Source organism: Candidatus Megaera polyxenophila, assembly GCF_029982035.1.
GTDB lineage: Bacteria > Pseudomonadota > Alphaproteobacteria > Rickettsiales > Rickettsiaceae > Megaera > Megaera polyxenophila.
Map to the genome: position 1 here is coordinate 1,091,966 of NZ_CP104166.1, position 21,742 is coordinate 1,113,707.

General features: G+C 36.7%; 13 protein-coding genes, 2 rRNA genes and 1 pseudogene. 9 read left to right on the forward strand and 7 right to left on the reverse strand.

All coding sequences use genetic code 11. The features are described from left to right. Window positions 1-53: 53 nt before the first annotated feature. The 5 genes and pseudogenes from N3Z16_RS05870 to N3Z16_RS05890 all read right to left on the reverse strand — a co-directional run bounded on the left by N3Z16_RS05870 (window position 54) and on the right by N3Z16_RS05890 (window position 6,341). Complete coding sequence (locus tag N3Z16_RS05870; protein ID WP_282485774.1) at window positions 54-2,720, reverse strand: Sca4 family protein; 2,667 nt, start codon at window positions 2,718-2,720, stop codon at window positions 54-56. Between the two features lie 262 nt (window positions 2,721-2,982). Continuing rightward, window positions 2,983-3,318, reverse strand: coding sequence for a hypothetical protein (locus tag N3Z16_RS05875; protein ID WP_282485775.1), 336 nt, complete (start codon window positions 3,316-3,318; stop codon window positions 2,983-2,985). A 187-nt stretch (window positions 3,319-3,505) separates the two neighbouring features. Then, window positions 3,506-4,635 (reverse strand): annotated as a pseudogene (locus N3Z16_RS05880) (IS91 family transposase). 73 nt (window positions 4,636-4,708) lie between these two features. Next, a complete protein-coding gene (locus N3Z16_RS05885; protein ID WP_282485543.1) occupies window positions 4,709-4,963 on the reverse strand; it encodes a hypothetical protein in 255 nt (84 codons plus the stop codon). A gap of 121 nt (window positions 4,964-5,084) precedes the next feature. Next, the gene (locus N3Z16_RS05890; protein ID WP_282485776.1) at window positions 5,085-6,341 is read right to left on the reverse strand and encodes a hypothetical protein; all 1,257 of its coding nucleotides are present in this window, start codon (window positions 6,339-6,341) and stop codon (window positions 5,085-5,087) included. 91 nt (window positions 6,342-6,432) lie between these two features. On the opposite strand from N3Z16_RS05890, the gene N3Z16_RS05895 reads away from it, so the two are divergent. The 5 genes from N3Z16_RS05895 (at window position 6,433) to N3Z16_RS05915 (ending at window position 12,803) form a co-directional block, all read left to right on the forward strand. Continuing rightward, window positions 6,433-7,470, forward strand: a complete 1,038-nt coding sequence (locus N3Z16_RS05895; protein ID WP_282485609.1) for an IS630 family transposase — start codon at window positions 6,433-6,435, stop codon at window positions 7,468-7,470. Between the two features lie 453 nt (window positions 7,471-7,923). Then, window positions 7,924-10,681 (forward strand): 23S ribosomal RNA (locus N3Z16_RS05900). Between the two features lie 224 nt (window positions 10,682-10,905). Further along, window positions 10,906-11,020 (forward strand): 5S ribosomal RNA (rrf, locus tag N3Z16_RS05905). A 149-nt stretch (window positions 11,021-11,169) separates the two neighbouring features. Beyond that, entirely contained in the window at window positions 11,170-11,841 is a 672-nt protein-coding gene (locus N3Z16_RS05910) for a hypothetical protein (protein WP_282485777.1), read from the forward strand. Window positions 11,842-11,873: 32 nt separating this feature from the next. Continuing rightward, window positions 11,874-12,803 (forward strand): hypothetical protein, encoded by a 930-nt coding sequence (locus tag N3Z16_RS05915; protein ID WP_282485778.1) that lies wholly within the window; start codon window positions 11,874-11,876, stop codon window positions 12,801-12,803. Window positions 12,804-13,126: 323 nt separating this feature from the next. On the opposite strand, the gene N3Z16_RS05920 is transcribed toward N3Z16_RS05915, so the two are convergent. After that, a complete protein-coding gene (locus N3Z16_RS05920) occupies window positions 13,127-14,239 on the reverse strand; it encodes an IS630 family transposase (protein ID WP_282485779.1) in 1,113 nt (370 codons plus the stop codon). Window positions 14,240-14,681: 442 nt separating this feature from the next. On the opposite strand from N3Z16_RS05920, the gene N3Z16_RS05925 reads away from it, so the two are divergent. The 4 genes from N3Z16_RS05925 to N3Z16_RS05940 all read left to right on the forward strand — a co-directional run bounded on the left by N3Z16_RS05925 (window position 14,682) and on the right by N3Z16_RS05940 (window position 18,528). Beyond that, entirely contained in the window at window positions 14,682-15,590 is a 909-nt protein-coding gene (locus N3Z16_RS05925; protein ID WP_282485780.1) for a HEPN domain-containing protein, read from the forward strand. A 330-nt stretch (window positions 15,591-15,920) separates the two neighbouring features. Continuing rightward, on the forward strand, window positions 15,921-16,754 hold the full coding sequence (locus N3Z16_RS05930; protein WP_223939391.1) for a hypothetical protein: 834 nt from the start codon (window positions 15,921-15,923) through the stop codon (window positions 16,752-16,754). A 94-nt stretch (window positions 16,755-16,848) separates the two neighbouring features. Further along, window positions 16,849-17,667, forward strand: coding sequence for an ankyrin repeat domain-containing protein (locus N3Z16_RS05935; RefSeq protein WP_282485782.1), 819 nt, complete (start codon window positions 16,849-16,851; stop codon window positions 17,665-17,667). Between the two features lie 81 nt (window positions 17,668-17,748). After that, window positions 17,749-18,528: a hypothetical protein gene (locus N3Z16_RS05940; protein WP_282485783.1), complete on the forward strand. Its 780-nt coding sequence runs from the start codon at window positions 17,749-17,751 to the stop codon at window positions 18,526-18,528. 19 nt (window positions 18,529-18,547) lie between these two features. Here N3Z16_RS05940 and ileS read toward each other — a convergent pair whose 3' ends face one another. Next, on the reverse strand, window positions 18,548-21,733 hold the full coding sequence (gene ileS / locus N3Z16_RS05945; protein WP_282485784.1) for an isoleucine--tRNA ligase: 3,186 nt from the start codon (window positions 21,731-21,733) through the stop codon (window positions 18,548-18,550). Window positions 21,734-21,742: the final 9 nt, after the last annotated feature.

Here is a 21,742-nt window from a genome sequence, read left to right on the forward strand (position 1 = left end):
TCACCTCAAATTACTATATTTTTATAATTAGCTGAAGCCATTAACTAATTTTTTCAGCGACCTCTCTGTAGGTTTTTTAGTTCAAAATTTCTGTCGTGTAATCTCTTAGCGCGCATATGATCGGCAGGGTCAACAGCAGCTGGCTTAGTGAGTTTATTGCAAGCAGAGTGTATGTTTCTCATGCTGTCCTCTGCATGTTTGGTCTGCTTTTCGGGGGCACGTTTATCTGAAATGACCTTGGCAGCGTTCATACCGGTTTCATATACTTCTTTAAATTGCGCAGCTGTTAATGTATGAACTCCTGGATGGTCTCCGGTTCTGCCCTCTTTAGTAGCTTCCACTATTAACCCAACCGCTTCGCTTCCACCTTTTGCTACTTGGTCTTTTAAAGTTGCCACTATCCTATCTGGGCTTACGCCTCTTAGCATATTGTCAATTGCAGTAGTTTTGTCCTGAGCGGTCCCCTGAACAGAAACCATTTGGAGAGGAATGGCATCAGTTTCAGGTAGGGCGATTGAATCCTCAGATCTTCCCGTCTTTTTCTGAGGCTGTACAGCTTCTTCATCTCTTTCTAGTACTGGAGTTCTAGATTTTTCCTTGGTTAATGCAAGGTCCTGAGCCTCTTGAGCAACTTCTTGGGACAAATCTACGGCCATTCCCTGATTTTTGGCTACCTCTTTCATCATTTCTTTATATTTGCCTTGGGTAACCGGTAAGGTATATACCTTACCGTTGCGCTCTATATAACCTACTGCCTTATCGTCATTACCCATAAATTTAACAGGTATAGGCGAGCTTATTTCAGTTAACTTACCTTGTTCATCATAGTGGGCAGTAAAATAAACGGCCTCTTTTTCAGAAATATTTCTGCCGTTTTGATCTTTTACTGCCATGGACAAGTGAAGAGGTCCTTTTCCGGCTTCTAGCTCTTTTGGAAAATCTATGGTTCTGTAACTTTTGACGTTAACCTTATCTCCATTATCAAGCGTTACAGCTAATGGAGCTATATCGTGCGTTGTTTCCTTTATCTTAGCTACAACTAAGCCATCTTCATTTGTTATTTCGGAGGTTTTCGTTTTTGGTTGTCCTGCGGCAACAACCTGATCTGGTGTCCAGTTAACATTTTTAAAACTATCGCTGAATTCAGCATGAACTTTTTTATAGCCTTCAACTTCAATTTTATTAAGAGCTGTTTGAATTTCTGGTTTAGCGAAAACCTTGGCTGCTTCCTCTTTTCCTGGATCGGAAGTTAAGTACTCTCTAAATCGCTGAGAGTCCATAGCATTTACAGATGGGTTACTAAGAGCGATTTGAACTTTTATTAATTTTTGTTGTTCTGCCAGAATTTCTTTACGAATAGCTTCGGTTATAGGGTCTACCTCGCTAGAAGATAGTACTTTTACCTTAGATGGTCCTTTCTCTGTAGTGCTTACTGAAATTATACTATCCTGTGCTTCGATTTCTTCTACTTTAGGAGCTCGTGCATCATTGCGTCCTGTTAAAGCATTAGATCGTGGCCTGGTGTCTGGAGAAGGGAGTTCTTCCTCTATTTCTGTTTTCTTTTGCTGTTGATATTGTAATTTGAGTGGGTCAAATTTACCATTAAGAGCCGTACGTGTTGCATCCTGCGTTGCTTTATCAACAAAAGCGTCACATATTTCAGTTACAAAAGGTTGTAATTTGGGGTTATTTTTTACAACTGTTGCTACAGTTAAAGCAATTTGCCCCGATAATAGTTCGTTACGTTTAGAGGCTATGTCCATGATACCAACTTTATGAAAAGCTTCGGTAATAAGCACCTGATCACTAGAACTCAATACAACTCCTGTTTTACTAAGTACCTCATCAAAAGTGAGTTTATTACCTTTTTCTAACTTAGAAGCAAGTACAAGAGATTTTTCTGGATTATCTACGTTAAAGGGAACTAGTGGCAATTCTGCGGGGTTTCTTCCTTCGTTATTCTTTATAATAGGAGATACTCCTCTTTCTACAGCTGCTGTTATTTCGTTTTGTTCACGGCTTATTGTTAACTCTGCTTGATTTGCGGCCCTTTTTATGCTCTCTATCTGTTCTGGGCTAAAAACCTTTTCGTTAATTAAATGTTTTTCCAGTGCGTTAATTACATTACTGTCCCCCCCCCTTTGGGCAGAATATAAAATATTAGCTTGTTCGTCTCTAGTTTTTTCGGAAAGTAAATCTCGAGCGTACCCTGATGGGTTAGCTTTGATATAAGTTGTAAGTAAGTTTCCTTCAAATTGATGGAAAAGTTCTACGCGTTGGTAGGTAAAACCTTTCTCGCCAGGTTGTGGCTTACTAACTACTGGTGCTTGTAGTTCCGATGAATTCACTTTTGTTGGTACACCTAGAGGTGAAAAAGGTTCTGCCCGATCTAGGGGAACGCTGATCCCTTTTTCTACCTTAGCTTTAGGTTGTTCCTTGCTAGCTTCGTAAGCTGCAGTTCCTTGTTTTAATATATCATCGATTTGTTCTTGGGTAGATCCATTGCTTAACATATAGTTTTTTAGCGCTTTAACTATAGGATGAGTTTCGTCGCCTTCTACATCTCTTATAGCAGAGTATAGAGTATTAAGGCGTTTTTCTGGGGTTAGTGGATCAAGCTTACCAGCTGCAAAGTAAGTTTTTCTTACTCCGGAAGCATCGTTAGTCATTTTTTCCCGCTGGTCTGGAGTTACGAATTGTTCATAAACGTATTTACTCATAATTTTATTCCCTTTGTTTTCTTCGGAGGATTGTTCAAATGTAATAGTACTTTATTCTTTTTTGGTTTTTCAACTAAATATTGAAAAAGCATATTTTTTTAATAAAATTGAGTTGTATAGATGTGGAGCTATTTAAGCATCCTAAAACTGTTAGTGACTTTTTATACTATAATTTGTAAAAAAGTGTAGAAAGTATCTAGCAACGAAGAGAAATATTATTCCCCTTTCGTTGCCAATAGGTAAATTCACCTTATAGGGTTCTTTACCTACTTCTTTGGTTCTCAGCTGCCCTAGTATTAATCTTTGACAACCCTTCCGCTACCTCTTTTTTACCCTGAGTTTTTAGCTCTTTCATTGCCTGTGCTAAGTTGTTTTTTATAGTTTCAACTTCTTTACCTGCAATTTTTGCTGCAACAAGAGACATACAAGAAGAAATAACTGTACCTATTTTTTTCCACGTAGATTTATCGGCTGTTTCCTTTCCTTTTTCAGAAGACCAATCTTTTAATGATTGTAAATTCTGATATAGGGTTTTAGTTTGTTCTTCTCCGGACTTAGTATTGTAATCTTCTTTTATTTTATAGTATAGGAAATTCAAAATTTGCAACCAGAAAAATCATCAATCAGCTTTTTAAAAATTCGTTTAATAAATATGTAGTTACCAGCCACAATATTAGAAATTATCAACACTTTTACAAAAATCTCTGCCAGAATCTATCTAAAAATAGGTTCAGTTTTACAAATTATGTGGCCAAGACGTGAAAGAAGTGTTCGCCATAATGATGTTATCTAGGCGTTGATAATAATTCATTGGTTCTTATTAATAACAATGGCGGAGATAAACCGTAATAAACTTGCCGCAGATTCATACATTTATTGCAATTATAGCAAAACAGAGGATCTATTTTAAAATTCAACCAAATCATTAATCTCCAACTAATGAGCTTAGTTTTCTTATGAACGATTTGATTAATTGCCTTATATACGATAGGTAATTGTACGCCCCTAGTTCTATTAGATAAAAAACCGTAATACCTAATCATTCGAAAATAACGATCTGGTATATGCATAATCAGACTAGCTATGAACTGCATCACGGGCATAGTTATGCGATCAATTGTATTATTATAGTGATCAAGAAATTTAAACGTTACCTGCTTTCCGTCGTAATTTTCTATTCTTGTCTCGGAAATAGGGGGCGTTTTATATACCGCCCTAAATATTCTATGTTGCGTTTATGATCATCCGATGGTTTTTGTAAATAAACATACCAACTGATTTCGTATAAACTACTCATCCAGTTATTAAAATTCTCAGCATTTTGATATGCGGACGGCAACTTCAAATTACTTGAGATATATTGAAAGCGAAATAACTCAAGGACTCTATGTCTCCACATTTTTTTAATAGGTTCGGCAGGAAAAAATAATTTTTGCCACTTGCCTTTGCTATTTATACCGCCGCAAGTAACCGATAAATGGATATGAACATTGCGTTTTAAATCTCTACCGAAAGTGTGTAAGGCAGTAAATATACCAACCACAAGATTTTTCTTTGTAGCTATCTCCTTAATAATTCCTGCTGCAATACCGGAAATCAATCCAAACAGATCACGATTGAGCCAAAATATCGGCCATAAAGAGTCCGGCATTGTAAATGTAATGTGCTGCCATCGTGTTTTTGGTAGAACATTGCTAGCCTTACTCACCCATTGATCCGTTTGTTTCTTACCACAACGAGAACAAAACCTACCTTTACAGCTGAATGCTACCGATTTATTGCGGTTACAATCACGGCAGCTATAACGTTTAAATCCTAAATATTTCGTTCCACACGATATAACTTTAGTGACGTTGAAAATAATGCCGTATCTTAGCTTGCCGTATTTTTTAGCGAAATCGAGACCAATTACCACGGTCTAGAAAAATATGTTTTATAGATATTCCTTTACCGACTATTTCCATAAATTACTTATAGTTAATGTTTTCTTACCAAGGAATCTTTCTTCCTTTGCGTTCTAAATCAAATTCTTTACAATCAGGGCAATAGTAAACAGAATTATACTTATGATTGGGAGATATTTTTCGCAACATTATCCAGAAAGCCTTGGCTATTTCCTTATCTCCTTCGGAAAAAATCTTTTTGATCCTGCTGTAAGGAATTGCTTGCTCTTTAGAAATGGCCTTAAGAGTTTTTACCGCTAATTCATTGACCAAATGCTGCTCAGAGTGCAAGTTACTCATAACTCAATTATATATTATCTTATGTATGTCTAACATTCAGTCTTTATAACTCAAGTTAAAACAAATCAAATACCAGTATTATAATCCTCCATAAATATTTATCGGTCAAGGGTATCTTCTTTTAAGCTGCCACCGATAGGTGGCTTATCTTGTCAATTTTACTGGCAAGCTCTTTAGCATTTTTAGGGCCAATTTTTCCTGACACATCTCCTTGTAATTCTTCTAAATCTTTTATTACTATGTCCAGGTCTTTATTACTTTTTTCTGGCACTTTACTACCTTTTTGGTACTCAGATTTGATTTGACCAAATCTATCATTCAGAGCTGTACGTGTTGCATCCTGCTTTGCTTTATCCACAAAAGCATCGCATATTTCAGTTACAAAAGGTTGTAGTTCGGGGTTGTTTTTTACAACTGTTGAAACAGTTAAAGCAATTTGCTCTGATAATAGTTTGTCACGTTTAGGGACGCGGTCAATAATACCAACTTTATGAAAAGCTTCGGTAATAAGTGTCTGATCATTAGGACTCAATACAACTCCTGCTTTATTAAGTACCTCATCAAAATTCGTAGGCTTCGTATCCTTTCCTGTGGTTTCCCTTTTTTCTAAAGGCGGGGCAGGCATTTCGCTAACAGTTGTTTTTCTTCTTTCTGAAGAAGGTATAGAAGGCTCTTCAATAACAGTTGCTTTTCTTTTTTCGGCTGAAGGTATAGAAGATTCATCCATAGCCACTGTTGTTCTTGTTTCTAAAGGTGGAGCTGGCGGTGGTTCCATCATAGGAGGTATAGGTATGTCTGAACCTTTTTGTAATTCTGCCGATGTTACAGAAACTCTTGATTCTCCCGGTAATTCTTCTCTTTCTGCAGCTCGGCGTAGGTCTTCTGCTTTGGCATTTGCTAATGCTTTTATGGCTTCTGGGTTAAGTTTTTCTACTTTTGGCTCTTCTTTTTTCTGGCCACCGCCAAAAAGCCCTGCTACTTTACTAAAAAGCCTGCTATTAGCATTAATTTTTCCTGGTTCTTTTTTAACCGTTGTTTCTTCTCGTACCACCGGTCTTGATTCTTCTAGCGGTTCATCTGCCCAAGCATCTTCTCCATCTAATTCCTTGCTTTGTTTTTCAGGAACGGAAGGGATCTTAAAATTACCCATTTGTTTCCGTAATGCGTCCCCTAGGTCAAAAGTAGGAGTGTCCGGTCCTTTTTTGATAGGAGAGCTTAGTTCTTCCCGAGCTGCTCTTTCCTCTTTTTTCTTGGAAGGCTGTTCTGTACTATCTGAGATATCGGGAAGCGGATCATCATCTTCTACTTCTCTTTCGTCCTCAATGAATTGACGGCGTTCAAGAATTTTTTTCATAGGGTCATCATTATTTTTTGACATAATCGCAAACCTCCTATTTTAGCTATTAACCCACCAATTAAATACCCGACATAACTATTGCCAAGAAGGAAGGAATTTGTATAATGCAATAATGTCAAAAAGTGAAGATTTTAGGAAATTATCAATAAGCGCACAAGCGTCGATGAGAAAGATTGCTCTAAAACTAGTAAAAAGAGGAGAGAGTCAATCGTCGGTAGGTGAATTAATAGGAGTGAGTCGCCAGACAGTAAATGAATGGGTAAGGAGGGAAAAGAGAGGCGACAAGTACGCAATTAGTGGGAAGTTAAGAGGTAGAAAGATAGGAGAGAAAAGGCTTATAACCGAAGATCAAAGTAAAATAATACAAGGGTACGTAAATATCTCTAGACCAGAAGATCACAATATCAAATCAGCATTATGGTCAAGAAAATCAGTTAATGCACTCATCAAAAAACATTGTGGATTTTTTCTTCCCCTAAGTACAATAGGCGAATATTTAAGAAGATGGGGGTATACTGCACAAAAGCCAAAGAAGTTAGCATATGAGCAGCAACCCAAAAGGGTTCAATTTTGGTTAGATGAAGAATATCCGTCAATAGCCAAGCAAGCAGAATATGAAAAGGCAGAAATACATTGGTGCGACGAAGTAGGGATAAAACAAGAGTGTCAGGTATTACAAAGCTATTCTTTAAAAGGAAAAACCCCTGTTGTGATTCATAAATCGAAGAGATTTAGTATAAACATGATATCCACTGTTACAAATAACGGTAAGCTAAGGTTTATGCTGTACGAAGAGACACTAAAAACAAATGTATTTATAGAATTTTTACGGAGGTTGGTAAAATACTCCAAGAAAAAAATCTTCTTAATCCTAGATAATCTCAAGGTTCATCATAGCAAAAAAGTACAAATATGGACTCGGAAACATAAAAAGAAAATTTCTTTATTTTTTCTGCCTCCGTATACTCCGCAACATAATCCGGATGAATATTTAAACAACGATTTAAAAAGAAATGTAAATAGGAAACATATACCTCTTACAAAATCTGAACTCCAAGGGAATTTAAAATCTTACCTAAGGACTCTGCAAAATAACCCAGAACATATCAAAAGATTATTTCAGGCGAAAGAAGTAAAATATGCCGCCTAAGTCGGGTATTTAGTTGGTGGGTTAATATATTGTGTTGACTACATATTCAACTTTAAGAGGAACAATATTAACAATAAAGGGTATAATTTTATTTTTTGTTAATATAATTTTTCCTAGTTGTAAATAAACTACGTAAATTTGTAGCAGGGATTGTGCTTTTATGTTAAAGAGCAAGTGGTTGAGAATTTTATGAAGTTTTGTATTCGTTAAACTGAGAGATTTTCTAGTTTATTGAATAAAAATCTCGATTTTTTAAAAATATCGGTTGACAGCTATTTGAATTAGTTATATAAAAATCCTCACGCAAGCTTAAGCAAGTTTGCAGCTGTTTGAAAAGTTAATAAAGAATAAAAACTAATTACTACACCGCGATAAAATACTAAAATATCGTGAGTGGATACTGTTTGTGCAGATTTAACTCTGCATACATCGTTGTAATCTCAAGTTTTAATAAAGTAAATAATATAAGAGCATTTGGTGGATGCCTTGGCGCTAGAAGGCGATAAAGGACGTAATACACTGCGATAAGCTCCGGGGAGCTGTGAATAGGCTTCGATCCGGAGATTTCCGAATGGGAAAACCCACCTGATTTATCAGGTATCATATGGTGAATACATAGCCATATGAGGCAAACTCAGTGAACTGAAATATCTCATTAGCTGAAGGAAAGGACATCAACAGAGACTCCGTTAGTAGTGACGAGCGAACGCGGACCAGGCAAGTGGCTTTTAAAAGTAAACTAGAACAGTATGGAAAGACTGGCAACAATAGGTGATAGCCCTGTATAGGTAACGCTTTTTTAAGTCCTAGAGTAAGGCGGGACACGTGAAATCCTGTTTGAACATGGGGGGACCACCCTCCAAGCCTAAGTACTCTCTAGCGACCGATAGTGAACAAGTACCGTGAGGGAAAGGTGAAAAGAACCCCGATGAGGGGAGTGAAATAGACACTGAAACCGAATGCTTACAAGCAGTCGGAGCGGAATTTATTCCGTGACGGCGTACCTTTTGTATAATGGGTCAGCGACTTAGTTTGTCGAGCGAGCTTAAGCCGTTAGGTGTAGGCGTAGCGAAAGCAAGTCTTAATAGGGCGATATAGTTCGACGAATTAGACCCGAAACCGGGTGATCTAGCCATGGCCAGATTGAAGGTGGAGTAACATCTACTGAAGGATCGAACCCACTAATGTTGAAAAATTAGGGGATGAGCTGTGGTTAGGGGTGAAAGGCCAATCAAACTCGGAGATAGCTGGTTCTCCGCGAAATCTATTTAGGTAGAGCGTTATATGATTACCACTGGAGGTAGAGCACTGGATAAGCTAGGGGGTCCAACAGACTTACCAAACTTAACCAAACTCCGAATGCCAGTGAGTACAGTATAGCAGACAGACCATGGGTGCTAAGGTCCGTGGTCGAGAGGGAAAGAGCCCAGACCGCCATCTAAGGTCCCAAAATCATGACTAAGTGTTAAAGGATGTGGGAAAACCAAAACAACTAGGATGTTGGCTTAGAAGCAGCCATCATTTAAAGAAAGCGTAATAGCTCACTAGTCTAATTAAGTTTTCCTGCGCCGACAATGTAACGGGGCTAAAGTCATGTACCGAAGATGCGGACTCGTATGTAAACATATGAGTGGTAGCGGAGCGTTCCGTAAGCCTGTGAAGGCATCCTGTAAGGGCTGCTGGAGGTATCGGAAGTGAGAATGCTGACATAAGTAGCGATAAAGAATGTGAGAGACATTCTCGCCGAAAGTCCAAGGTTTCCTGCGTAAAGCTAATCTGCGCAGGGTTAGTCGGCCCCTAAGGCGAGGCTGAAAGGCGTAGTCGATGGGAATCAGGTTAATATTCCTGAACCAAGAAGAAGTGACGAAGTTCAAAAATTGTATATGCTTATTGGATTGTGTATGCTAGTTGCGAGCTTCCAGGAAATAACTCTTCAATTAAGACCGTACCCTAAACCGACACAGGTGGACAGGTAGAGTATACCAAGGCGCTTGAGAGAACGATGCTGAAGGAACTAGGCAAATTGCATCTGTAACTTCGGGAGAAAGATGACCTATAATTGGGCAACCAGTTGTAGGTGGCACAAACCAGGGGGTAGCGACTGTTTATTAAAAACACAGGGCTCTGCTAAGTCAATAGACGATGTATAGGGTCTGACGCCTGCCCAGTGCTGGAAGATTAAAAGGAGGGGTGCAAGCTCTGAATTGAAGTCCCAGTGAACGGCGGCCGTAACTATGACGGTCCTAAGGTAGCGAAATTCCTTGTCGGGTAAGTTCCGACCCGCACGAATGGCGTAACGACTTCCCCGCTGTCTCCAGTATCGACTCAGCGAAATTGAATTCTCGGTTAAGATGCCGAGTTCCCGCGGTTAGACGGAAAGACCCCGTGCACCTTTACTATAGCTTTGCACTGGTATTAGGGATTAAATGTGCAGAATAGGTAGTAGACTATGAAGCGAAGGCGCCAGCCTTTGTGGAGTCAAAATGTGAGATACTACCCTTTTAATTCTTGATATCTAACCATGAATCCTTGAATCAGGATTTGGGACAATGCATGGTGGGTAGTTTGACTGGGGCGGTCGCCTCCTAAACAGTAACGGAGGCGCGCGATGGTTAGCTCAGGTTGGTCAGAAATCAACTGTTAGAGTGCAATGGCATAAGCTAGCCTGACTGCGAGACCCACAAGTCGAGCAGAGACGAAAGTCGGTCATAGTGATCCGGTGGTCCCGTGTGGAAGGGCCATCGCTCAACGGATAAAAGGTACGCCGGGGATAACAGGCTGATGATTTCCAAGAGTCCATATCGACGAAATCGTTTGGCACCTCGATGTCGGCTCATCACATCCTGGGGCTGGAGAAGGTCCCAAGGGTACGGCTGTTCGCCGTTTAAAGTGGTACGTGAGCTGGGTTTAGAACGTCGTGAGACAGTTCGGTCCCTATCTGCCGTGGGTGTAGGAAGTTTGAGAGGATCTGCCTTTAGTACGAGAGGACCGAGGTGGACGTACCTCTGGTGGACCAGTTGTCGCGCCAGCGGCATAGCTGGGTAGCTAAGTACGGACGGGATAACCGCTGAATGCATCTAAGCGGGAAACCCACCTTAAAACTAGACTTCCCTATCAGAGCCGTGGAAGACCACCACGTTGATAGGCCAGGTGTGGAAGCATGGTAACATGTGAAGCTAACTGGTACTAATAGCTCGATTGTTTTATTTTGCTGAAACTTTGAGTTTACACTTTGTATGTAGTGTTAATTTTGGACAAATCAGTATAAGTAATTACAGAAGTTTTTATTCTTTGTTAATAAATGTCGTTTATCATGGCAAAAACTTAAAATAAGTTCTATATGCTTGTTTTGACTTTATTTTTAGAAGCTTGTTGTCATGATTAAACGACATACACATATTTAAGTAATACGACATTAAAAGTTTGTATTGCTAGCTTGGTGGTTATAGCGTGGGTGAAACACTCGATCCCATTCCGAACTCGGAAGTGAAACCCCACAGCGCCAATGGTACTTTGCTTTAAAGCACGGGAGAGTAGGTCGCTGCCAAGCTTGCAATGCAAACTTTTTTTATGGCTTGGGATGCAACTAATAATTAAGTTTTTTAATAGCAATGCAACTTAAAATTTTAATAGGTGTTTATGAAATCTAAAATTTTTTCAATTTTATTATGTTTTGTTATATCGTCTTGTGCCAACAAAATGACGTTACCGGGTGATTATGATATACAGCTTGTTCCAGAAAAGGGCAGTGTAAAAAATATAGACAATATTAAAGTCAGCTATGTAATTCCTAATAATATTTTAGAACCCCGAGGTGTTGATGGATTGATTTTTAACAATAAAACTTGGGGAACTGATACGAAAAGAGAAATCATTAAACTCGATTTTAATCAAACTAATATGGAATTGGAGAGAAGAACGGATAATGGAGTAGCTGGTTCTGGGTTAATCTATTCTATTGATATTAATAAACTGAATAAAGGTAATGATAAGGTTATAACATTCACCCCTAAAACAGTAAAAACTTATCAAGATGGCGTTATTTTACCCTTTCCTATTCCTAAGTTCGACCTAGCCTCTTATTTAACTTCGGCTTGGGTTATTCATAATTTTGAAGTAACTTCTAACTATCCTGTTGACTCAATAAAAGCAAATTTTGACCGTATGCTAAAACCTTACGGCTCTACATATCACCTGCAGTTACCAGATTGCCTTGCTATAATGGAAATAAAAATATATCCGTATAGGCAAGGTTCAAAAGCAGTAATAACAGCAGAGATATCTGGCATGAAAGCTGTTGATAACATTATAAATGTAAGTAATAAAATTAAAGAATTAGAATCTAAAATAAAAACGATTGTGAACGATTGAATAAGATATAACGTTTAAATGTAAGGAAAAAAGTGTCAGAAGTTGAAGAACCGTCAAAAAGCTCAGACTTAGTAAGTCTTACTAGGGAAGAATTAGGGTTAATATTAGAAGCTCAAGATATTATCCCTTTATCTTTGCGGAAAAAAGAAAATCAAGATTTTATACGGATAATTGGTCAATATAATAAGGCTTCATGGAATTGTTTGAGGGGAAACGAAAGATTTCCATTTTTGTTATGGACATCACTTATCGTTATGATAAGTGCGGTTTTTTTTGTTCCAGAGTTTCAAGATAATATTCTTATTTGTATCTATTATATATTTGGTGGTTTTTATTTATTATTTTTAGTAGTTATACCAATTTATCTTTTAATAAAAAAGAAAGGATTTAGAATTACTTGTCGAAATTTTCTAAAATTTTTGATAAATATTCTTTATTATATGTGTTCTCAAATTGATGTTATGATATCAGGAATTGTCTTGGGATACGTGTATGTAAGTTGGACTAAGGATTTGTATATACTTATTAGTACAGCTTATGAGTGGCAGAATTTTAGCGAGGTAATTTTAACATCTATAATATCTACCACTATTATTTTGCCTTTTATATGGTTAGTTTCAACTAAGAAATGTCTAGAACTTACTCATAAAAAATGGCGTAGTCTAAGTGCAAGAACTCTTGTGTTTATAGCGTTACCATCTTTTATAGTTATTAACTCACTTGTTATTCATATTGCCCAGTATGTTGAAAATGAGAATTTAATTGCAAAGGGAGCAGACTCACAAAACAAGTTATTAGAGATGCAACCGTTTTTTTGGTTAAAAATTAATTGTCTTTCGATCGGATTTTGTATCATACTGATGTGCATCCTAGCTGTTGCTTATGATTTTGAGCTTAGTAAAAAATACCAGTTAAAATACGGATCTTTGTTTAAAAAAGCTTTATTTAAAAATCAGAACTGAGTGCTTAAATGAAAAATTGAGTAGTAAGTTATTATATAATTCTCATCAAAGCTTACAACTTATGTTTATATTTGGTAGTTTTATGTATTTGCGATTAAAGTTGTTTTTGTTGTTAACGACAGTTGTAGCTATAATTCACTATGTTGCAACTTTTTCTCTCCTAGGTTTTACTGTGTTTATTAGTTCCAATTCTTTTTGGATTAATAGTTTATTAGAGATTACTAAATTTTTGTTCGTTCAATCGGAGTTTACACTCAATGATTCATCCCAATTATACTATTTAGTTGATCTTAAATTATTAACCCACCAATTAAATACCCGACTTAGGCGGCATATTTTACTTCTTTCGCCTGAAATAATCTTTTGATATGTTCTGGGTTATTTTGCAGAGTCCTTAGGTAAGATTTTAAATTCCCTTGGAGTTCAGATTTTGTAAGAGGTATATGTTTCCTATTTACATTTCTTTTTAAATCGTTGTTTAAATATTCATCCGGATTATGTTGCGGAGTATACGGAGGCAGAAAAAATAAAGAAATTTTCTTTTTATGTTTCCGAGTCCATATTTGTACTTTTTTGCTATGATGAACCTTGAGATTATCTAGGATTAAGAAGATTTTTTTCTTGGAGTATTTTACCAACCTCCGTAAAAATTCTATAAATACATTTGTTTTTAGTGTCTCTTCGTACAGCATAAACCTTAGCTTACCGTTATTTGTAACAGTGGATATCATGTTTATACTAAATCTCTTCGATTTATGAATCACAACAGGGGTTTTTCCTTTTAAAGAATAGCTTTGTAATACCTGACACTCTTGTTTTATCCCTACTTCGTCGCACCAATGTATTTCTGCCTTTTCATATTCTGCTTGCTTGGCTATTGACGGATATTCTTCATCTAACCAAAATTGAACCCTTTTGGGTTGCTGCTCATATGCTAACTTCTTTGGCTTTTGTGCAGTATACCCCCATCTTCTTAAATATTCGCCTATTGTACTTAGGGGAAGAAAAAATCCACAATGTTTTTTGATGAGTGCATTAACTGATTTTCTTGACCATAATGCTGATTTGATATTGTGATCTTCTGGTCTAGAGATATTTACGTACCCTTGTATTATTTTACTTTGATCTTCGGTTATAAGCCTTTTCTCTCCTATCTTTCTACCTCTTAACTTCCCACTAATTGCGTACTTGTCGCCTCTCTTTTCCCTCCTTACCCATTCATTTACTGTCTGGCGACTCACTCCTATTAATTCACCTACCGACGATTGACTCTCTCCTCTTTTTACTAGTTTTAGAGCAATCTTTCTCATCGACGCTTGTGCGCTTATTGATAATTTCCTAAAATCTTCACTTTTTGACATTATTGCATTATACAAATTCCTTCCTTCTTGGCAATAGTTATGTCGGGTATTTAATTGGTGGGTTAATAGTAACAAATTTTATTTTTATTGTTTCCATAATTCTAATATTTTTTGGGTTAGTCGTTTGTTATATAAAAATTTTTTGGTTTCTATTTCGTACAGTTTCTTTTAAAAAATATACTATAATTTTAACTGGTAAATTTATTGATGAATTTGGATTCGTTATAACATGGCTTTCCATTTGTGCTTTGTACAACCAAATTTTTTATGCAGTCGAGCATATAGTATATAGTAAAGCAATAATGTATAATTCTTTACATGGTTTGATTTTGTTAGTTCTTTTTAAAACTAAAGCTTATGGGGTTACTATTAAGAAAAGATCAAGAGCATTAAAAACGTAGAAAAGAGATATTATTGTTAAAGTAATTAATGTTTCTAGTTGTTTGTGAACGCCAAGTAATTGTAAAAATAAATAAAATCACTATAATTACTAAATTCTTCCCAGTTTTTTAACCCCATGAAAACGACTCTTCCTAAAAATTCGCTGATTATCAAGGAAAGGCTGGATGCTATTGTTCAGGAAATTTTGGCGGCAGCGAGAGATCAAGTAGCGATGATTATCCTTTTTGGTTCTTATGCTAAAGGGACGTGGGTGCGGGACTGGTACGTTGAAGGGCATATAACTTACAGCTATGAAAGCGATCTTGATATTCTGGTAGTAACTAAAAGCCCGAAATATCGAGGGCTCAAAGGTGCGTCTTTTGAATCAGATTTAACTAAACGTCTTGAGCGCAAAGGCTTAAGGGGGAAGACATTCGGAGCGCCTTGGGTAACCTTTGTGGTTGAGCCGATAAAATATCTTAATCAGCAGCTGGAGAAGAGCCAGTATTTTTTCTCGGATATTAAAAAAGAGGGAATACTACTTTACGATAGCGGTGAATTTACGTTAGCTGAACCTAAAGATTTAAACTGGAAAGAGAGAAGACAAATAGCTAAAGACGATTTTGCTCAGTGGATTCCCCGTGCTATTGGATTTATAAAAGCAACTAATTACATGCTACAAGATAATTATCTGAATTTAGCAGCTTTTCAGCTCCATCAGGCAACTGAAAGTTTTTACTCTGCGATTCTGCTCGTATTTACCGGTTATAAACCAAGGCTGCATGATATTGAAAAGCTTGGTAGCCTAGCTAGTAATTACAGTGATGAACTGCTCAAAATATTCCCGCGGGATACTAAGGAGCAAGAGGAAAAGTTCATTCTGCTTAAATTAGCTTATACCGAAGCCCGTTATAATAAAAATTATAAAATCACCGAAGAACAGCTAGTGTACTTGATCAAACGAGTAGAGAAATTAAAATCAGTAACAGAAGAAATTTGCATAGCCTGGATTAACCGACAAAACCCCTTTGAGCAGAAAAGCTAAATTATTCTGACTTCAGCTACCAAAAAAGCTGAAAATCTAATCTTCTTTAAAGCCTGGTATCAAGCCTAGCTTAAGCCGAAGTAGCTAACCTTGCAAAATCACCAAATCAACATAAAAAATCTAACTTGAAAAAATTCTATACTAAAACATTTTAAAAAACTTTAGAATTATAGCTTATTTATGTACCATGTCAGATGATATCTGACATAGAATATATGCTATATGTTGCGTAAATTTTTCCTTGTTTTTTTAGTGTCGTTTTTGTCCGCTGCGTTTATTATAGTATCTTGCGGCCTATATTTATATTATTCAAATATCCAGAAGCAATTATTGAGCATAATCAATGAAGTGGAAATTGCGGCTTTTTCCAAGGACGTAGATTTATCGACTGATAAAACAGCGGAGTGTCAGCAAAATATGACCGGTAACGTCTGGCTTATTTCTTATGCTGACGGAGGCGAAGTTCATTTGGCAAACCAGCGAGCTTTAACATCTAGTGCACTGAATAAGTGTATTGATTTTTATAAACCCTATAACAAAAAACATATATCATCCTCCTATGTTAAGGCTCATGAAAATATTTTTTCGCAAAAAAAAGGAGCAGGATACTGGTTATGGAAACCTTATATAATTCTTCAAACGCTTGAGGAAATCCCAGAAAATGACGTTCTTTTATATGCCGATAGCGGTAGTGCTATTGTTAAACCAATCGATTCATTAGTTAATAATCTCATCGACGGCAAAGATATACTTGTCTTCCAGAATGAGCATACTAATAGGGGATACGTAAGAAGAGATTTGCTAACCGCTATGGGTATGAGCAACGATTTTATTTTAGATTCCTACCAATTGCAGGCTAGTTTTATCTTAATTAAAAATACCAGCTCTGCGCGGGGATTTATTAGAAAATGGCTAAAATGGTGTGAAAACGAAGAGGCAGTAACAGATAGTGATAGTTTTATTGAGAAGTATTATTATAATACTTCGCATCGTCATGATCAGGCTATACTGACTTTACTTTATTTGCAAAACCCTCAGGGAGTTATTGTAAGGCCAAAAGAAGAGGTGAAAGAATATTTTTTACATCATCGCCGTAGATGGCTCAACTATGATTTATTATTTTTACTTAAAAAGAAATTAAACGAGAGTAAAAATTTTCAATAATAAATTAATAACTTGATTTGTTAAATTTCATATAATAACATTAGAGTTTATTAATTATTATTTAAAGATTTTTTGATCTAGGAGGGGAAAGGCTATGTCAAAAAAAACAGATAAAGGTGTAGAAATTCTAACTAAAATTCCTGAAGAAATTTCATTAGAAGAGGCAATTACCGCCAAAAACATCAAAGCAATAAACGATCTAGTTCCTGATATTTCTTCTATAACTCCAGAATTACTAAGAGATGCCGTACAAGTTCAAGATCAGCAAGTGTTAGATGCGTTATTCAAGAATGTGAGCAAGGAAGAATTTATCGGGAAACCGGAATTAATGAAAGAGTTAATAGATCTTAACGCTGCAGGAGATATTAGGCATATATTGTCAGATACTTTAAAAATGCGACCTGATGATTTTAACCGATGTAAAATTACAGTTCCTGGTTGTCCAGAAGGAGGGTATACGGTATTTGAATATGCCATGTTAAATAAAAGTAGCGACCCAGAAAAATATTTACCGCATATAGAGTCTGCTCATGTACTTATAGATCTTGGTGCTAATGCTGTTATTCGTGAGGGGGTAGGAATAGATATTAATAAAAACATAGCAAGTCAGAGGCCAGAAACAAACGGCCATACGCCTCTTACCTATGCTATTTCTAAGGGAAGTACTAATGCTGTTAGAGCTTTTGTTGATGAAGCTGGGGCAAATCCTAATACTCAAAGCCAGAAATATGGATCACCATTAATCGTAGCGCTACTTAGCCTAGATTTTGGAGTAAGTACTACTGAGAAAGAAAAAATAGCGCAAACTAAATCTAGTCAGATGTCCCATACCCTTATTTCGCGTGGTGCAGACATTAACCAAGGATTAATTTCCACTAGCAAAGTTAAAACACCGGAATATGTAAGGCTGTAAACAGAAGCACAAAAATTAAGAGGCGAAATTGAAGGATACGAAACTGCGCAGAAAAGAATTATTGGCCCTAAAGAAAAAGAATTGATTCAATTAAGTGGAAAAGATTTAAAAGAAGCGGAGAAAGAGCTTGCTAAAGCATCTAAAGTGGAAAAATCTGAAGCACAGAAAAAATTAGATAGTATAAAAGGAGAAATACAACAAATAAAAGAAGAGATACAAAATCTAAAACAAAGTGAAAAATTCCTTGATTTAGAAAACCAAATAACTAGAGCAAAAGGATCTCTAAAGGACAATTTAAGATCTACCGAAGTCCTTAGACAAGAAGCAAGGGATTTTAACATAACAGAAACACGCACTACGATAGCTGATGCTTTAAAAAAAAGGAGGCCAAGGGTGGGTAACCAGAAAGATCCAGTACTTGTATTATACGGAATGTTGAGCGATTTTCACACTAAAACAAAGGCTCTAGATGAGCAATTAAAAATTGTAGAGGAAAGTGCAAGTAAGATCAATGCCTCATCTCCGTTCAAAGCTGTTAAGGCTCACCGGCATCTAGCTAAGGAAGCAGCTACAACATCAGAAAAAATATTGGAGGAGATGTTAAAAGAATCAAGAGTTCACCTAGAGCCACTATCAGAGAAAGTACAAAAAATAAAGCGCGAAGCTGATAGAGCAAAGGAACTAAGGCATGAAATTGGCCACGCCGTAGGGTTTTCAGGGAGAGTTATGAATAAATCTAATATCGAGCCTGAGGTTGCTGCTCAAGCTCGGGACATTGGCGATTCAATTAGGCCTACTAGGCCGAGATCGCCTGTTTCTCCTCCTAGAGTTCCTGGGAAACAAACCTCTTTAGAAAGGTAATAATGTAAGCACTTAAAATTTATCGTAATTTTGCAACTTCTATCGACACAATTTGGTTATTTAAATCAATATCTGCCGTATATTGCGGTTTAAAATCCTTTCTGATTTCGCTAAGTGTTTGTTCAGTAATGAAAGGTCCATAATTTACTAAAACAGGTCCTAGGTCAAAATCAGATTTAACGTTTAATTTAATTCGATCTGATACCTCAAAACCTGCTTCCTTTCTTGTTTGCTGGATAAATCTAACCAAATCACGGGCTATTCCTTCTTCTGCGAGTTCTTTAGTTATTTCAAGATCTAGTTTCACTAATCCTATGCTATTAGATAAAGCTTTTACCCCTTTTATTCCTTTTTTAGATTCCATGACCAGAGTATATTCTTCCGGTAATAATTCAATACCAGAAACAAATAGTTTTCCGCTAGCTTCGTGCCAGTTCCCAGCTCTGGCAGCTGCTATTATTTCTTTCATTTTCTCTGGTAACCTTTTACCCAGTAATGGGAAATTAATAGAAAGCTTTAAGTCTGCATATTCTTGAACATTTTCCTGATAAATTATGGATTTGACGTTAACTTCATCTTTAATCAAATCTTCAAATTGTTTAATACAGTTATCATAAGTACCCTTATCTATTCCCTCAAGGTGGACTAATAATTTGCTTAATGGTTGACGGATGCGGATATTTTCTTCACTGCGGATAAATAAAGCAGCATTACAGATATCTAGGATCTGATCCATTACTTTAACTAGGTTTTCCTCAATTTTTATATCCTCTACATTCGGGAAAATTTCTAAATGAACAGATGGCCCGGAAGTTAAGCTACGATATATATTTTCTGAAATTAAAGGCAGTAACGAGCTCATTGCTTTCATCATAACTTCAAGGCATGTATAGAGAGTATTGTAAGCTGATAATTTATCCTTATCATGTTCAGTTTTCCAGAACCTACTTCTACTTCTTCTAATATGCCAGTTATTTAGCACTTCAAAAAAATCAGTTATCGCCGCATATGCCTCTACAGTATCAAACTGATCCATACTATTTTCTATTCTTCTTACGGTAATTTTAAGCTTGGATAAAATGTATTGATCTAGGATATTGCTGCTTGAAATATCGTATTTAGCCTTAATGCCGTCTAGATTTGCGTATAAACAGAAAAAATGATAAGCATTCCATATTGGCTTGATAAATAACCGCAAGGCATCAAAAACCATTTTTCCATCTTTATCAATAAGTAATTCCTGCCCTTTGACGACATTAGACGAAAGCATAGTGACTCTTAAAGCATCTGCGCCGTATTTATCAAACAATTCAAGTGGGTCAGCGTAATTATTGAGGCGTTTAGAAAGTTTTTGGCCGGTAGAGTCCAGTATTACCCCGTGGCAGATGCAGTTTAGGAATGGCGGGCGGTCAAAAAGTGCAGTAGAGAGAACCATTAATGTATAAAACCAACCCCTGGTTTGAGCAGAATACTCAACAATAAAATCGGCAGGAAAATGACTTTCAAACCATTCTTTGTTTTCAAAAGGGTAGTGGGCTTGCCCGTAAGGCATCGAACCGCTTTCAAACCAACAGTCAAATACGTCCTCTACTCTTATCATCATGGATTTACCAGTCGGGTCATCCGGATTTGGTCTTGTTAATTCGTCAATGAAAGGTTTGTGCAAGTCTTCAATTTTCACTCCAAAATCTTTCTCAAGCTCTGCGCAGGAGCCATAAACATCAATTCTAGGATATTTGGGATCATTAGACCGCCATACCGGAATAGGTGTTCCCCAAAAACGATTTCTACTTATAGACCAGTCCCTGGCATTTTCTAGCCACTTACCGAACAAGCCATCCTTAACGTTGCCGGGTATCCAATTAATTTGTTGATTTAACTCAACCATTCGATCTTTAAATTCTGTAACTTTAACATACCAAGAAGGGACGGCTTTATAAATCAAGGGTGTATCTGTCCGCCAGCAATGGGGATAATTATGGATATATTGCTCGGTTTTAAGCCAATTACCTTGGTTTTTTAATTTTATAATAATAGGGTCGTTTGCTTCAAACACTTGCATACCGGCAAAATCTGAAATTTCGGCAGTAAATTTTCCGGCATTATCTACCGGGCAAACCAGTTCTATTCCCTCTTGTTGGCATAGAATCTGATCGTCTTCGCCAAAACCCGGGGCCATATGTACAACTCCTGTTCCATCCCCCTCTACTATAAACTCTCCGGTTAAAATTCTAAAGCTATTTGGGTGATTCTTAAAATAATCAAAGATAGGCTTATATTTTAACCCTGCTAATTCCTTTCCTTTAACAGTTTTAAAGTCTGTTTTGTCTTTTTCTATATTTAATTCTTTTGCATAGTGATTAAGGGCAAAAGAAGCAATTATGTAACAAATATCTCCATTTGGTACAAATGCGTAGTTAAAATCGCTATTTACTGCTAGTGCTAGGTTTGAAGGTAATGTCCAAGGAGTCGTAGTCCAGGCAAGTATTCTATATTCTCTAAATCCTTCCGGTGCATTTTGGGGTTTATCATTTAGTACAAAGCTAACAGTAACCGCTTTATCTGTTCGCTGGCGGTATGAATTATCCAATCTCGTTTCAAAATTAGACAAAGGAGTTTCACAAGCCCAAGAATATGGCATTACTCTCATTGACTCATAAATCAACCCTTTATTAAAAAGCTCCTTAAAAGCCCAAAGGACAGATTCCATATAATTCTTATCCATGGTTTTGTAAGAGTTATTGAAATCAACCCAACGTGCCTGGCGATTTACATATTTTTCCCAGCCACTAGAATATTTCATCACCGATAAGCGGCAATGATTGTTGAATTTATCAATACCATATTCTGAAATTGCTATTCTGCCTGAAAAACCAAGTTCCTTTTCTGCTCCCATTTCTGCTGGAAGACCATGACAATCCCACCCAAATCTCCTTTCTACCTTTTTGCCTTTGGTAGTTTGATAACGGGCAAATACATCTTTAATAAAACCAGTTAATAAATGCCCGTAATGAGGTAAACCATTAGCAAAAGGAGGGCCGTCGTAAAAAATAAATTCATTATTCTGATCGCCGATTTTGGCTTTGCGACTTTTAACTGAGTTGTTAAAAATATTATTTTCTTGCCAATATTTTAGAATTTCTTCTTCTATTGCAGGAAATGAAACGGTTGATTTAACATCCGGGTAAAATTTATTTTTGTTCATGGTTTACTG

Coding starts and splice junctions, on each gene's coding strand:
- N3Z16_RS05870 (WP_282485774.1), bottom strand. CDS start 2,720: ATGAGTAAATACGTTTATGAACAATTCGTAACTCCAGACCAGCGGGAA.
- N3Z16_RS05885 (WP_282485543.1), bottom strand. CDS start 4,963: ATGAGTAACTTGCACTCTGAGCAGCATTTGGTCAATGAATTAGCGGTA.
- N3Z16_RS05890 (WP_282485776.1), bottom strand. CDS start 6,341: ATGTCAAAAAATAATGATGACCCTATGAAAAAAATTCTTGAACGCCGT.
- N3Z16_RS05895 (WP_282485609.1), top strand. CDS start 6,433: ATGTCAAAAAGTGAAGATTTTAGGAAATTATCAATAAGCGCACAAGCG.
- N3Z16_RS05910 (WP_282485777.1), top strand. CDS start 11,170: ATGACGTTACCGGGTGATTATGATATACAGCTTGTTCCAGAAAAGGGC.
- N3Z16_RS05925 (WP_282485780.1), top strand. CDS start 14,682: ATGAAAACGACTCTTCCTAAAAATTCGCTGATTATCAAGGAAAGGCTG.
- N3Z16_RS05935 (WP_282485782.1), top strand. CDS start 16,849: ATGTCAAAAAAAACAGATAAAGGTGTAGAAATTCTAACTAAAATTCCT.
- ileS (WP_282485784.1), bottom strand. CDS start 21,733: ATGAACAAAAATAAATTTTACCCGGATGTTAAATCAACCGTTTCATTT.